General features: G+C 36.9%; 12 protein-coding genes. 6 read left to right on the top strand and 6 right to left on the bottom strand.

The window, feature by feature from the left end:
* The first annotated feature begins 69 nt into the window (after window positions 1–69).
* Entirely contained in the window at window positions 70–2,142 is a 2,073-nt protein-coding gene (locus tag KKI44_RS21900) for a thiamine pyrophosphate-dependent enzyme (RefSeq protein ID WP_214589135.1), read from the top strand.
* Between the two features lie 165 nt (window positions 2,143–2,307).
* Window positions 2,308–3,339 carry a bestrophin family protein gene (locus KKI44_RS21895; protein ID WP_214589134.1) on the top strand — a complete coding sequence of 344 codons (1,032 nt, stop codon included), beginning with the start codon at window positions 2,308–2,310 and terminating at the stop codon, window positions 3,337–3,339.
* Between the two features lie 169 nt (window positions 3,340–3,508).
* On the opposite strand, the gene KKI44_RS21890 is transcribed toward KKI44_RS21895, so the two are convergent.
* The gene (locus tag KKI44_RS21890; RefSeq protein ID WP_214589133.1) at window positions 3,509–3,967 is read right to left on the bottom strand and encodes an Lrp/AsnC family transcriptional regulator; all 459 of its coding nucleotides are present in this window, start codon (window positions 3,965–3,967) and stop codon (window positions 3,509–3,511) included.
* 155 nt (window positions 3,968–4,122) lie between these two features.
* Between KKI44_RS21890 and KKI44_RS21885 the strand changes: the two genes are divergently transcribed.
* Window positions 4,123–5,349: an aminotransferase class I/II-fold pyridoxal phosphate-dependent enzyme gene (locus KKI44_RS21885; protein WP_214589132.1), complete on the top strand. Its 1,227-nt coding sequence runs from the start codon at window positions 4,123–4,125 to the stop codon at window positions 5,347–5,349.
* A 379-nt stretch (window positions 5,350–5,728) separates the two neighbouring features.
* Here KKI44_RS21885 and KKI44_RS21880 read toward each other — a convergent pair whose 3' ends face one another.
* Window positions 5,729–6,733, bottom strand: a complete 1,005-nt coding sequence (locus KKI44_RS21880) for a glycosyltransferase (protein WP_214589131.1) — start codon at window positions 6,731–6,733, stop codon at window positions 5,729–5,731.
* Window positions 6,734–7,167: 434 nt separating this feature from the next.
* Here KKI44_RS21880 and KKI44_RS21875 point away from each other — a divergent pair, with 434 nt between their 5' ends.
* Window positions 7,168–7,629 (top strand): hypothetical protein, encoded by a 462-nt coding sequence (locus KKI44_RS21875; RefSeq protein ID WP_214589130.1) that lies wholly within the window; start codon window positions 7,168–7,170, stop codon window positions 7,627–7,629.
* 64 nt (window positions 7,630–7,693) lie between these two features.
* Here KKI44_RS21875 and KKI44_RS21870 read toward each other — a convergent pair whose 3' ends face one another.
* Together KKI44_RS21870 and KKI44_RS21865 are read right to left on the bottom strand one after the other, a co-directional pair.
* On the bottom strand, window positions 7,694–8,095 hold the full coding sequence (locus KKI44_RS21870; RefSeq protein WP_214589129.1) for a branched-chain amino acid ABC transporter substrate-binding protein: 402 nt from the start codon (window positions 8,093–8,095) through the stop codon (window positions 7,694–7,696).
* 79 nt (window positions 8,096–8,174) lie between these two features.
* Window positions 8,175–9,338, bottom strand: coding sequence for a class I SAM-dependent RNA methyltransferase (locus KKI44_RS21865; protein ID WP_214589128.1), 1,164 nt, complete (start codon window positions 9,336–9,338; stop codon window positions 8,175–8,177).
* A gap of 122 nt (window positions 9,339–9,460) precedes the next feature.
* Between KKI44_RS21865 and KKI44_RS21860 the strand changes: the two genes are divergently transcribed.
* Window positions 9,461–10,186 carry an SAM-dependent methyltransferase gene (locus KKI44_RS21860; protein WP_214589127.1) on the top strand — a complete coding sequence of 242 codons (726 nt, stop codon included), beginning with the start codon at window positions 9,461–9,463 and terminating at the stop codon, window positions 10,184–10,186.
* A gap of 2 nt (window positions 10,187–10,188) precedes the next feature.
* A complete protein-coding gene (locus tag KKI44_RS21855; protein ID WP_214591200.1) occupies window positions 10,189–10,917 on the top strand; it encodes a ZIP family metal transporter in 729 nt (242 codons plus the stop codon).
* Between the two features lie 261 nt (window positions 10,918–11,178).
* Here KKI44_RS21855 and KKI44_RS21850 read toward each other — a convergent pair whose 3' ends face one another.
* Window positions 11,179–12,582 (bottom strand): OmpP1/FadL family transporter, encoded by a 1,404-nt coding sequence (locus KKI44_RS21850; RefSeq protein WP_250902116.1) that lies wholly within the window; start codon window positions 12,580–12,582, stop codon window positions 11,179–11,181.
* Between the two features lie 30 nt (window positions 12,583–12,612).
* Window positions 12,613–13,701, bottom strand: a complete 1,089-nt coding sequence (locus KKI44_RS21845; RefSeq protein WP_214589126.1) for a prolyl-tRNA synthetase — start codon at window positions 13,699–13,701, stop codon at window positions 12,613–12,615.
* Window positions 13,702–13,804: the final 103 nt, after the last annotated feature.

Below are 13,804 nucleotides of genomic sequence, written 5' to 3'. Positions count from 1 at the left end.
AAAACAACAGATTACCGAAAAACACTAACGATTGTTAGTATTTTGATTTTTTGTTTATCTTTGCTTTCTATGGAAAATACACTTCACGAAAAGGTTTCTCAAGATATATTACTCAAGGCTTATAACCACATGATGCTTGCCAAAGCAATGGCAGATATTTATGAAGAAAACAGAAATGTCTGTAAATATGTTCATAGTACATCAAGAGGTCATGAAGCTATTCAATTGGCAACAGCATATCAGTTAAAAAAAGAAGACTGGGTTTCCCCATATTACCGTGATGAAAGCATACTTTTAGGAATCGGTTTTGAACCTTACCAGTTGATGCTTCAATTGCTGGCAAAAGCTGACGATCCTTTTTCCGGAGGCAGATCTTACTACTCACACCCTTCAAGCAGGGACGAAAATAAACCGAAAATTATTCATCAGAGTTCTGCGACAGGAATGCAGACCATTCCGACAACAGGAGTTGCGCAGGGAATTAAATATATTCAGGATTTTGAATTGCAGGATTTTGAAAACAATCCGGTAGTGGTTTGCAGTCTGGGCGACAATTCTGTAACGGAAGGTGAAGTAAGTGAAGCTTTCCAGTTTGCTGCTTTACATCAGTTGCCTATTATTTTCCTTGTTCAGGATAACGAATGGGGAATTTCCGTAACCAAGGAGGAAGCAAGAACTTGTGATGCTTATGATTTTGTAGCCGGTTTTACGGGTTTAAGCAGAATGAGAGTAGACGGAACTGATTTCGTGGAAAGTTTCGAAGTAATGAAAAAAGCGGTGGATTTTGTAAGAACTGAAAGAAAACCTTTGGTAGTTTGCGCAAAAACAGTCTTAATTGGTCACCACACTTCGGGAGTACGAAGAGAGTTTTACAGAGACGAGGAAGATTTAACCAAACACCGGGCGAAAGATCCGGGAAATATTCTAAGAAATCATTTGATCGAATCCGGAGTTGATGAAGAATTATTAAAACAGATTACGAAAAAAGCCCGTCTTGAAGCTGAAGAAGCTTTTGAAAAGGCTAAAAACGCAGAAGATCCGAAGCCAGAAAGTGTAATGAATCATGTTTTCGCGCCAACTCCAATTACGGAAGAGATTGGAACCAGAGAACCTGAAGGTGGAGAAAAAATTGTGATGGTTGACGCCGCCATTCACGCGATTCAGGAATTGATGTGGAAACATCCGGAAGCTTTGCTGTACGGACAGGATGTCGGGGAAAGAATCGGCGGGGTTTTCCGTGAGACGGTAACGTTAGGAAAAAAATTCGGCAGCAAAAGGGTTTTTAATACCGCGATTCAGGAAGCTTATATTATCGGTTCCACAGCGGGAATGAGCGCAGTCGGATTAAAACCGATTGTTGAAGTTCAGTTTGCGGATTATATTTATCCGGGGATCAATCAGTTAATTACAGAAATTTCAAAATCTAGTTATTTAAGTCAGGGAAAATTTCCTGTAAGCAATATCATCCGTGTTCCGATCGGAGCTTACGGCGGTGGCGGTCCTTACCACAGCGGAAGTGTTGAAAGTATTTTAGCGAATATCAAAGGAATTAAAATTGCTTATCCGAGCAACGCGGCAGACTTCAAAGGTTTATTAAAAGCAGCCTATTACGATCCGAATCCGGTGGTAATGCTGGAGCACAAAGGGTTGTACTGGAGCAAGGTTCCGGGAACGGAGGATGCAAAAACCATTGAACCTGCGGAAGATTATATTTTACCTTTCGGAAAAGGAAAAGTAATTATTGAAGCTGATAAGGAAGAAACCGAAAAAGGCAGAACTTTATTAATTGTTACTTACGGAATGGGGATTTACTGGGCAAAAGAAGCGGCGAAAAACTTCAATGGAAGAGTTGAAGTGATTGATTTAAGAACTTTAATTCCTCTGGATGAAGAACTGGTTTTTGAAAGGGTAAAAGCACACGGAAAATGTATCGTTTTAACGGAAGAGCAATTGAATAATTCTTTTGCGGAAGCTTTCGCTCACCGAATTTCGAAAAACTGTTTTAAATATCTTGATGCTCCGGTAGAAACGATGGGTTCTCTGGATGTTCCTGCCGTTCCTATCAATTTGGTACTTGAAAAGGAAATGCTTCCGAATGCGGAAAAGCTTTCCAATAGAATCGAAGAAATGCTGAAATATTAATTCAGTTTAAAATAAAAATTGTAAGCCTCTAATTTTTTAGAGGTTTTTTTGTGTCTTAATTTCTTATATTTATATGCTGTCAGCGAAAGTTTTTCAAATTCTGTTTCAAAACATGGTATCTGTTTTGCTAAGTTTTTTGCTGGTTCAAAATTAAATTGCACAAATATGATTACAACAAAATACGTTAATTACCGACAGGTTCTCAATTTATCAGGATTTCATGTGATTCTGATTTCGATCTGGTGTACTTTAATTGCTGTGCTTTTTCATTTTTTTCATTGGGACTGGATGATTATTCCGTGGGTTCCGGTCGCATTGATTGGTACTGCGGAAGCATTCTTAGTTGGTTTTAAAAACAACCAAGCTTACGACAGATTGTGGGAGGCAAGAAAAATTTGGGGAGGAATTGTTAATTCCAGCAGAATGCTCGGATCGATGGTTTATGCCTTTGATACTAAAGAAGAAAAAGTAGGAACATTTGATCTGGAAGACCGCAGAAAGAAAATCGTTTTCCGGCATATTGCATGGCTGTATCAGTTAAGGGAGCAACTCCTGATTCCTACAGAGTGGGAACATATTAAAGTAGAAGAAGATCGGTTCAAAAGTGTGGATTATAAGCGTAACCGACTGATAAAGGCGGGTTTTCCTGATTATGGGAGAACGCCTATTTTCCTCAACAAATACTTGTCTGAAGAGGAAACTGAATTGCAGTCTCAGTATAAAAATTTCGCGACTTACCTTATTGCTCAGCAGTCGAAAGATGTTAATGAGCTTAAAAACATGAACGTTATTTCAGACTTCAACCAAAAGCAACTGCAGGATTGTCTTAATGAATTTTATACGCTGCAGGGACAGGCGGAAAGGATTAAAAAGTTTCCTTTGCCAAGACAGTTTGCAAGTACCGCCTTCGTTTTTAATGTCATTTTTATTATGCTTCTTCCGTTAGGTTTGGTGAGTGAATTTGCCAAATTGGGAGACTGGGGAATCTGGGCTTCGATTCCGTTTTGTATTACAATTGGCTGGATTTATATTATTATGGAGCTGGTTGGAGATTATTCTGAAAATCCTTTTGAGGGTCTTATGTTTGATATTCCGATGCTTTCGATCTGCAGAACGATTGAGATTGATCTTCTGCAAATGACAGGAGAAACGGATTTGCCTGATCCTATCGCTTCTAAGAATGGGGTTTTGGTTTAATTAATTGTCTTCAATTGAAATTAAGACCGCGGTTTAGCCCCGATTGCAGCTTTGTCTGAGCTCATTTTCATGGATTTAGGGTTGCGGCGGCTTTCCCCCCGCAACCCTAAATCCATGAAAATAGCGAGTGCGGAAAGCGGGAAATAGCTCCTGAAAAAAACTTTTTTCTCTACAAAACAATTGCCGTTGTATTTTTTACCTCAGAGATCATGAAAGAGCTGTGGGTACTTGCAATATGCTGCAATGTGGTAAGCTTCGTAAGCATAAAATTTCGATAGTCTTCCATATCTTTTACCCCGATTTTTAAGATATAATCGTAGTCTCCGCTTACATGGAAGCATTCGGTTACTTCTTCTAAATTCATCACTTCTTTTTCGAACTGCAGAACGTATTCCTTTTTGTGCTGAGCGAGTTTGATGTGACAAAGCACAATGAAATTTCGTTGGATTTTATTCCTGTCCAGAATCGCAACATATTTTGAAATCACTCCTGTATTTTCGAGTTTCCGGATGCGTTCATAAACAGCCGTAACGGACAAACCTAACTTATGAGACAGTTCTTTGGTGGTTTGTTTGGAATCTTCCTGCAGAAAAAGGAGCAGTTTTTTATCGGTATCATCAAAACTCATAGATAAATTTTAATCAAATGTTTATTAAATTCAAATATAATAAACTTTTTTTCTATCAATCTAAATTTTAATAGTTTTATATTCTAATAATTTAAATTTTTATTGTAATAATTCTGAAGGTTATTCATATTTATAGCATAAAAAATTTAAACGATATGAACGACTTTAATGCAGCCAACGAAATACAGGATCTACAGTATTTCGGTGAATTTGGCGGAGTAAACCCATCAATTTCAGACAGTTCTACCTATACTTTTCTTTCTGCAAAAACGATGTTCGATACTTTCGAAGGAAATGCGGAAGGATGCTATTTGTATTCAAGACATTCTTCTCCGATGAATCTGTATCTTGCGCAGGCTCTGGCAAAACTTGAAAATACAGAAGCAGCAAACGTAACCGCATCGGGAATGGGAGCGATTACTTCGGTTCTGATGCAGGTCTGCAAAAGCGGAGATCATATTATTTCGAGCAGAACAATCTACGGCGGAACGTATGCTTTCATGAAAAATTTTCTACCGCCATTCAATATCCAGACGACGTTTGTAGACATCAATAATTTTGAATCTGTTGAAAACTCAATTACCGAAAACACAAAAATCATCTACTGTGAAAGTGTAAGCAACCCGCTTCTGGAAGTTGCAGACCTTAAAAAACTTTCTGAAATCTGTAAAAGACATAATCTGAAACTGATCGTAGACAATACGTTCTCTCCTCTTTCTATTTCGCCAAAGCTTTTGGGCGCAGATATTGTGATCCATTCTTTAACGAAATTTATCAACGGAAGCAGCGATACCGTTGGCGGAGTGTACTGCGGAACTCAGGAGTTCATTAACGATACGAAAAACGTAAATAACGGAGCGTGTATGCTATTGGGACCTACGATGGACAGTCTTCGTTCTGCAAGTATTCTTAAAAATCTCAGAACGTTGCACATCAGAATGAAACAGCACAGTTATAATGCCATGTATCTTGCACAAAGATTTGAAGAAGACGGACTGCGTGTCTCTTATCCCGGATTAAAATCTCATAAAAACCACGAACTGATGAAAACGATGATGCACGAAGAGTACGGATTCGGCGGTTTGCTGACTTTAGACGCGGGAACCACAGAAAAAGCCAATGAACTGATGGAATTAATGCAGCAGGAAAATCTGGGTTATCTTGCGGTAAGTTTAGGCTTTTATAAAACTTTATTCTCATGCTCAGGAAGCTCCACTTCTTCTGAAATTCCGGAGGAAGAACGTGCTGCGATGGGAATTTCCGATGGACTGATCAGATTCTCAATAGGGCTGGATCACGACATCGAACGAACGTATGAAAAGATGAGAGAATGTATGCTAAAAACAGGTGTTCTCAGCCATGAAACCATCTCCATATCTTAATTATTGTAAAAAAAGCTGTTGTTAATTCGACAGCTTTTGTTTTTTTAACCGCAAATGTTATAAAAGATATTTTGTATGCTATTTTGCAGCATTTCAAAAGCTCAAAAAATGTATTTTTTTAGATAAGTTTCGCGCCTACAGAGCAATATTTAATGTAATCGAAAAGCATAGTTTTTTTTAACGCAAAGTTTAATTTTAAATACCCATTATTTAAGGGAACAAAGAAGAATCAATAAATTGCTTTGATGAAGCGTATTTTCAAGCTTTGCGTAGCAAATTTATTTGCCTTTACTGACTAAAATTAAAGCTTTGCTAAAAAAATCTTTGCGTCAAAAAATTTACGCTAAAAAGTAATGCATTAAAAATTTTAGTGGTAAAATCAAACTTTATGAAAATGTTTCGGGAAGGCATCTTCGGGTTTCATCCTGAAAATATTCAGCAAAATCCACGATTTTAAGAAGCCATACCCGTAAGAAAACATCTGGATGTAGGTGGAAATAACCGCCATTCCGGCAATGCTGATGTTTTTGGTCACCCACAAAGCATGGAAAAGAACCATAAAAGTATATAACCCATAAAACGCAAGAATAACGCCTTTTCCCAGAATAAAATATTCTATAAATCCCATCACGTAACCTAGCATAAACAAGGTAGGAAATGCAAATGAAATCTTTACATAATTCGGATGTCTTTGATTAAGGATTGGTCTTGCACAGCCAAACTGATACACCTGTTTTGAAAATTTGCCGAAATCTACCCTTCGTTTGTGATAGACTGCAATATCATCGAAAAAAGCAGTTTTAAAGCCATTTTCCCAAAGCGTCATGGAAAGATCCGGATCCTCTCCTATTCTCATTTCTGAAAAACCACCGACTTTTTCAAATACTTCCTTTTTCACCCCCATATTGAAGCTTCTGGGCTGAAATTTTGAAACGGCTTTTTTACTTCCTCTGATTCCTCCGGTTGTAAAAACAGAAGTCATGGAATAAGAAATGGCTTTCTGCATCAGATTAAAACCTTTATGCGCCTTATCTGCTCCGCCAAAAGCATCACACGGAATTTCAAGAATATCTTTTTTGATGTTTTCGATGTAGTCGTTCTCTACAATAACATCACTGTCCACAAAAACAAGCCATTCATTTTCCGCTCTTCTCGCACCGTAATTTCTTGATAAACCCGGTCCTGAATTATCCTTCCGGAAATATTTAATGGTTAGAAAACTTTCGAACTTTGAAATCGTTGGTTTTAAATCGATTAATGAGCCGTCATCCACGATAATGATCTCAAACTCTCTGTCTGTCTGCGCAGTAAGAGAATTCAGGAGTTCAAAAAGTTCGTCTTTACGATTAAAAATAGCAACGATAATGGAAATTGTAGGCTTCAAATCTGAAAATTTTTCAAAATTACTTATTCAGGAAGGAATGAGCAAAAAGATTTTGGAAATTAACAGCTTAATTTAAGATGATAAACAATAACATTACACCGTAATAGTTGTTTTTTGAGTATTTTTGATCTTTAAACATAAATGTGATGAGTGGTTTTAGAGAATTTAAATATTCTATTATAATTTTTATTATTGGCTTAATTACAACTTCCTTTATTTTTATACCCTCATATTGGTTATTTAATATTCATCCTTTTCCTCCAAAATTTGGATTCGGAACATGGATATTTGCCATCTTATTTACATTAATTCCTGCTTATTCTATTGAGATGAAATTCATCCAAAAATTTAGGCTTAGTGAAAAAAGAAAAGATATCATTTTATTTTCATCGCTGCTTTGTATTTTAATAATACAATTTGGAGTTATGAATCTTATGAACAGTTACAAAGAAGGTGTAAAGGCAAAAACTACTACAGTAGAAAAGATTTATGAATCAAGAAGTCCCAAATTATTTATCGAGAAATTTGAGGTCATCAATGAACCAATTATTTATAAAACGATAAAAGAAAACACAAATAACGGAACCCGTTATTTACAGATTTATTTTCTGTACCATTTTATTCCTAACAGCAATACTTACTATTCTCTGAAGTTTGAAGAACTTTCTGATACAAATTTTATTCCCGAAGAAATGCAAATGGGTATATTTATGAACAGAATTAAATCTGAAATGCAAAACTATGATTTTCAAAAAATAAAAACATTCAAATATCTTACTATAACAGATCCTGATTATGATAGCTATGGCAAAGCAGTATCCGATTATTCAGGGGTTTTTCTACAACCTATTAACAATAAAGATGATGAAGATCTGTTTTTGGGAGCTAAATTATGATCGGAGGATTTTTACTCTATTTAATCATTTTTTTACTTTCCAGAGTCGAGGATTGGAAATAAAATTAAACAAACAGTCCTGATTTAAAATAAACCCACAAAACCAAAGAAATAATAAAAGACAGTACAGAAACACTGAAAAAAAGCCACTGAAAAACACTCTTGAAATAGTATTTTTCTAAAGAATGTAAAACAAAAAATAATAAAAATGAAATGGCAACTCCAATAAGTGAAGCAACAATTAATGTCTGAACATATTTTTCAGAAGGCAATGGATCTTTGAATACGAAAAAAAATAAAACTCCCGAAGAAAAAAGAAATACTGCACTTACTTTTTCTGTAAAATACTTTTTGGGCTTTTCATTTTTGAGCTTTTCGTGATAACTAAGATCTGAAGAAGAATTCCTTCCAAACAATTCCAAAGCATCGAATACAATGTCTAAAATATCCAGAAAATTCCAATTCATGATTTGAGTTTTTTGACAAAAATATATTTTTTATTTAAAAATCATAAAAAAAACCTTCCATTTCCGGAAGGTTTTCATTTTATTTTTCTTCTAATTTATGAACTTTCTTCGTTCCCTCATACATTTCATACTGCAAAAATCTGGTTTCCAGTTTTCCGTTGAAAAGCTTGATTTTTCTTGACGGACGAAGACCGATTTTCTTCACCGCTTCCAGATCAGAAGAAATCAGCCATGCCAATGTATTCGGATAATGGGTTTTGAAAGTGTCGCCTATTTTCTTGTAAAAATCATCATCGTTAATAGAAATTCTTTCGTCGTAAGGTGGATTGAAGACCAACAACAAAGGGAAATGTTCTTTTTTGGAATCAAAGAAATTCTGCTTTTTCACTTCAATCACGTCTTCCATTTCTGCTGCTTCGATGTTCATTCTTGCCGCATTCAGCATTCTGGCATCAATATCGTAACCTACAATCTTTCCGGTAAACTCTTTCACCCTGTTGATTCTGAATTCTTTAATCTTGGTAAAAAGATCTGCATCATAATTTTTCCAGTTTTGGAAAGCAAATCTCCTTCTGAAAATTTGCGCCGGAAGATCCAAAGCAATCATTGCCGCTTCAATTAAAAGTGTTCCGGAACCGCACATCGGATCAAGGAAATTACCTTTTCCGTCCCAACCTGCCAGTTGAAGCATTCCGCTTGCCAGAACTTCATTAATCGGAGCTTCTCCCTGCTCTCTTCTGTATCCTCTTTTAAATAAAGGATCTCCCGAAGAATCCAGAGAAATGGTAATTAACTCTCTGTCGATATGAAGGTGGAATTTAATATCCGGATTTTTGGTTTCTACATTCGGGCGTTTTTTGAATTTTTCCTGAAAATAATCCACAATCGCATCTTTCATTTTCAGCGTTACAAACTGAGAATGTTTGAATGTTTCAGAATTTACGGTAGAATCAATTGCAAAAGACTGATCCACATCCATAAATTCTTCCCAGTTGAATTTGAAAAGCCTGTCGTAAAACTGGTGCTGATTGAAAGCCTTAAATTCATGAATCGGAACCAAAATTTTCAAGGCTGTTCTCGCAGAGTAATTGATCTTGTACAAAAAGCCCAAATCTCCTTCACAGTTTACCGCACGGTTTTTAACCTCAACTTTCCTTCCTCCCAGCTTTTTAATCTCTTCCGCCAGGATTTGTTCCAGCCCGAAGAATGTTTTTATCTGAATCTGTATATTTTCTGTATTCATTCTGCAAAAATAGCAATTTTAGTTGTTGGTTCTCAGTTTATAGTTTATACAAATCACTGCAACTACAAAAACCATAGCTTTGCGACAGCAGACAATCGCTCAAAAAACACTATTTTTGCATTATGGAATGGTTTGAATCTTGGTTTGATACCCCTTATTATCATGTACTGTACAGCAACAGAGACTATACAGAAGCGGAAAATTTCATCACAAAACTTACTGCTGAACTGCAGCTTCCGCCGAACTCAAAAATCATCGATCTCGCTTGTGGTAAGGGAAGACATTCGGTTTTTCTTAATAAACTCGGATATGATGTTTTAGGACTTGATCTTTCGAGACAGAGTATAGAATTCGATAAGCAGTTTGAGAATCAGACCTTGCTTTTCGATGTTCACGACATGAGAAACCCGATAGATGCAGATCCGATGGACGCTGTTTTTAATCTTTTTACCAGTTTCGGATATTTTGATAATGAGAATGATGACAAAAAAGTATTCCAGTCGGTTTATAATGCATTAAAACCGGGCGGATATTTTGTTTTGGATTATCTGAATGAAGAATATGTAAGAAAAAGCATCGTTCCGGAATCTACCACCGTTCGCGGAGATATTGAGTTTAAAATAAAAAAGAAAATTGAAGGCAGGCATATTGTAAAGGACATTCAATTTGAAGCAGACGGAAAGCCGTATCATTTCTTCGAAAAAGTAAAACTTCACACATTGGATGCGATCAATTCCTATGCAGCTGAATGTGGTTTTGAGAGAATAAAAATCTGGGGAGATTATCAGCTGAACGATTTCAACAAAGAAACTTCTCTGCGTTGCATTAATTTATTCAAGAAAAAATAATGATTACCGTACTTTTACTGGTTTTAAGCGTTATTACAGGAGTTTTTCTGGGAAAGCATTTCGGTAAAAAAGAAAAGCTGGCAAAAAATCTTTTGATTTTAAGTGCCGGATTTCTGATTACCATTTGTCTGAATGAAGTATTTCCTGAAGTCTATACTTCAGAAACGGGAGGAAGTCTGGGCATTTTCGTGATCGGCGGTGTTTTACTGCAAATGATCCTTGAAGCTTTAACCAAAGGTTTTGAACACGGACATTTTCATCATCACAGCGAACATAATATTCTGCCTGTCGCTTTAATGGTGGGGCTTTTCATTCATGCTTTTATAGAGGGAATTCCTTTGGCGAACGAAGAACAGGAATTGTCACCTTATCTCTTGGGAATTGTTTTTCACAATCTTCCGATATCGTTCATTTTGGGCGCGTTTTTGTTTAACCGAAAAGATGAATCGAAATCTAATCCCTCTTATCCGTCCTTATTAATTGTTGCACTTTTTGCACTTGCTTCACCTTTGGGAATGCTGCTCGGAAATTATTTCAATCCTGATCTTCAGCCCTATTTTCTGGCTATTGTAGGAGGAATTTTCCTTCATATTTCTTCGGTAATTATCTTTGAAAGCAATAAGAACCATAACATCGACTGGGTGAAAATAGGACTTGTTATTTTAGGAGTTTCATTAGCCTTAGTCATGCATCTCTTTCACAGTCATGCACCAATAGGACATCACCACTAAACAACGTGGATCCGATGTAAAAACAATACAAAAAAATCAATAGGCTTTAACCAAAATTTAATTAAATTTCTATTAAAGTCAATTTTGATCTGAAAACTTTACATTGAACCGAAGATTAACACAATTAATGAAATACAGTGGTTTGATAGTCAATTAATTTTCAATCTTATTATATCGAACTTAAGGTAATCAACTTAATGAAAATAAAAAAGCTCCGAAAATAAATTCGGAGCTTTTTATATAGTATATTGTTTCAGGAAATTAAAATTTCCATCCTACTGTAATAAAGAAATTGTTTCTTACATTTTTTACATCAGACACTGCGAAAGCATCACTTGAGATTAAATGATTCGGAGAATAATATCCTGCTTCGTAATTACCGTCTACTTTACCGTATAAGAACGGATTGGTATAATTTGAAGTAACGTTCTGATATGATGCATCAATATAGAATGATCTGAAATCATATCCTAAACCTACAGATAAAGCATTTCTGTCGTTTAAGATCAGATTACTATATGACTGATTTTTATCAACACTTCCATTATTCGAGTATCTGTCTACCGTTAAAGCATCAAACGGGCTTGAAGCATAAGAATAACCTCCTCTCAGTCTGAACTGTTTAACTCTGTATTCCGCACCAATCTTTACTTCTGACAGATTTTTGTAATTTTCTTTAAAGAAGTCGTTCAGCTCGGTTTCGGCATCTCCGTACACTTTATATTTAGGCTTTGTTAGACCTAATGTATAATCTACGTTCAGGGCAAAACTCTTGCTCGCGATAAATGCAGCACTCACAGTAGCCTTTAAAGGAGTCGTTAATTTTCTGTTTTCAACAGCAGTATCATCTCCATAAACCGGATCATTATAGAAGTTGTAGCTTCTGTCTATATTCCAGAAAGTAGGCGTTTCTAAAGCTGCTCCCAATCTGAAATTAGGACTTAATTTTCCGATCACCCCCAATGAAGCCGAGAAACCGTTTCCTTTTTCATAGAATGGCGTATTCTGCTTACTGAAGTACTCTGAACTTCCATCCGACAAAGAATTGAACATTGCTGTATCCGATTGATCAATGGAAGAATTAAAGAAATTCAATCCTGCTCCCAGATACAGGTTATTGTTGTAGTTTGCTCCTACCCCAACACTTGTTTTTGATAAATATCCATATCTGTCGTAGCCATGTCTGCCGAAAGATGAACTTTTACCATCAGGAAAATCATATACTAGATTACTGTTTCCCTGAGTTTCAATATAATTTTCAATAGACTGGTTAGAATAATTAACCCCAATATTGATAAACTTCCAGGCACTTTCACTTAATAACTGAAACGTCATTACAGCTCCTAGGTTCCCAAGATCTCCTTTGTTGACACTGTATCCGAAAGATGAACCTGCATAAGTAGACGTATTCTTGTTATTGGTGATAGATAATGTTCCGGAAATTTCTCCTGAAATGGCTACTCCCAAACCCGCAGGATTGGTAAGCAGCGAATTTGCATCACCTCCCAAAGCTCCGTTTGAGCCAGCCATTGCGTTAAATTTAGCTGAACCTACATTCGGGGCATTAGAATAAACATCCACTGTATTTCTAATCACAGAAACATCTTGAGCCTGCGCAAAAAATGCAGCAGAAATACTCATTATTGCTAAAGATTTTTTTAACATTATTTTTTGAATAGTTTTTGCTTTTTAAAATTATCTGCCGCCTCGGAAACCGCCTCCGCCGCCACCGCCGGATCTGAATCCGCCGCCGCCACCGCTTCCGCCACCGAAGCCTCCGCCTCCTGATCTGAAGCCGCCTCCGCTGTTGGAATTATTGAAGCCTCCGTTATTTCTAAAACCTCCATCATTGTATCTTGGCTGCGATTGTTGCGGATAATTGTAGCTTGGTCTTGGCTGACTCTGATTCGGGTTTCTAAAGCCTCCCTGAGATCTTATGCCGCTTTGACTTTGATTTCTGAAACCGCCCACATTACTGTCTCCTTGTCTGAAGCCTCCACTGTTGCCGGAATTTCTGAAACCTCCGTAATTCGAGTTAGAATCTCTGAATCCGCCTGCATTGTTGGTGCTTCTTCTGAAACCTCCGGAACCTACGCCATATTTGCTGGCAAAACCACCGTTATATGAATTAAAGCCTCTGCCGTTAGATCCGCTTCTTCTATACATGGGTGCATAATATCCTCCTCCCCAGTATCCTCCGTAACCCCAGTAAGGATTGCCGTAATATCCACCCCAACCCCAATATGGATTGTAGCTCCAGTATGGAGAATATCCCCATCCCATATTCCAGCCCCATCCCCAGGAACCTCCCCATCCCCAGGAAAGTCCGATGTTCCAGCCGCCATAGCCACCATATCCCCAGTAAGGATTATAGCCTCCATACCATCCTCCCCATCCCCATGGAGAACCCCATCCCCAGGAATTGTTATAATAGTTGGTCTGGCTTCCTGCATAGCTTCCCCAGTCTGAATCTGTAGCTGTGGTATTCCAGTTGTAGTTATTCCAGTCGCTGTATCTCCCTTCCTTAGCATTTGCTTCGGCATTCTGGATTACATTGGTATCATCCTGATAATAGTTGTATTCTTCTCCTACCCTGTTTCCTCTGTCATTAATAATTACCCCTTCAGGAAGTGTGTCTTTATTCGGGTCGTAATAAACACCGTCTGTCTCGCTGTAGCCGCCCATCTGAGCGCCGCAGGACATAAGTAACAATCCACCGGATATTGCTAAAATCCCTTTGGATCTTAAAATTCCTAGTAAATTTTTATGTATATTTTTTTTCATGATAACGTAAAAATTTTTAATTTAAATTATATTTGCAATCTGTACTAAAAATGTACCAAAACACGGTTATAAAAATCTATCAAAAATAGATTTTTATTTTTAG

The sequence above is a fragment of the Chryseobacterium sp. ZHDP1 genome (assembly GCF_018603435.1).
Taxonomy (GTDB): Bacteria; Bacteroidota; Bacteroidia; order Flavobacteriales; family Weeksellaceae; genus Chryseobacterium; species Chryseobacterium indicum.
The sequence above is the reverse complement of the archived record's forward strand: the minus strand, read 5'-3'. Positions and strand labels throughout refer to the sequence as shown.

Bases quoted from the DNA above. Each gene is read 5' to 3' on its own strand.
- KKI44_RS21900 (WP_214589135.1), top strand. From the start codon at position 70: ATGGAAAATACACTTCACGAAAAGGTTTCTCAAGATATATTACTCAAG.
- KKI44_RS21895 (WP_214589134.1), top strand. From the start codon at position 2,308: ATGATTACAACAAAATACGTTAATTACCGACAGGTTCTCAATTTATCA.
- KKI44_RS21890 (WP_214589133.1), bottom strand. From the start codon at position 3,967: ATGAGTTTTGATGATACCGATAAAAAACTGCTCCTTTTTCTGCAGGAA.
- KKI44_RS21885 (WP_214589132.1), top strand. From the start codon at position 4,123: ATGAACGACTTTAATGCAGCCAACGAAATACAGGATCTACAGTATTTC.
- KKI44_RS21875 (WP_214589130.1), top strand. From the start codon at position 7,168: ATGAACAGTTACAAAGAAGGTGTAAAGGCAAAAACTACTACAGTAGAA.
- KKI44_RS21870 (WP_214589129.1), bottom strand. From the start codon at position 8,095: ATGAATTGGAATTTTCTGGATATTTTAGACATTGTATTCGATGCTTTG.
- KKI44_RS21865 (WP_214589128.1), bottom strand. From the start codon at position 9,338: ATGAATACAGAAAATATACAGATTCAGATAAAAACATTCTTCGGGCTG.
- KKI44_RS21860 (WP_214589127.1), top strand. From the start codon at position 9,461: ATGGAATGGTTTGAATCTTGGTTTGATACCCCTTATTATCATGTACTG.
- KKI44_RS21850 (WP_250902116.1), bottom strand. From the start codon at position 12,582: ATGTTAAAAAAATCTTTAGCAATAATGAGTATTTCTGCTGCATTTTTT.
- KKI44_RS21845 (WP_214589126.1), bottom strand. From the start codon at position 13,701: ATGAAAAAAAATATACATAAAAATTTACTAGGAATTTTAAGATCCAAA.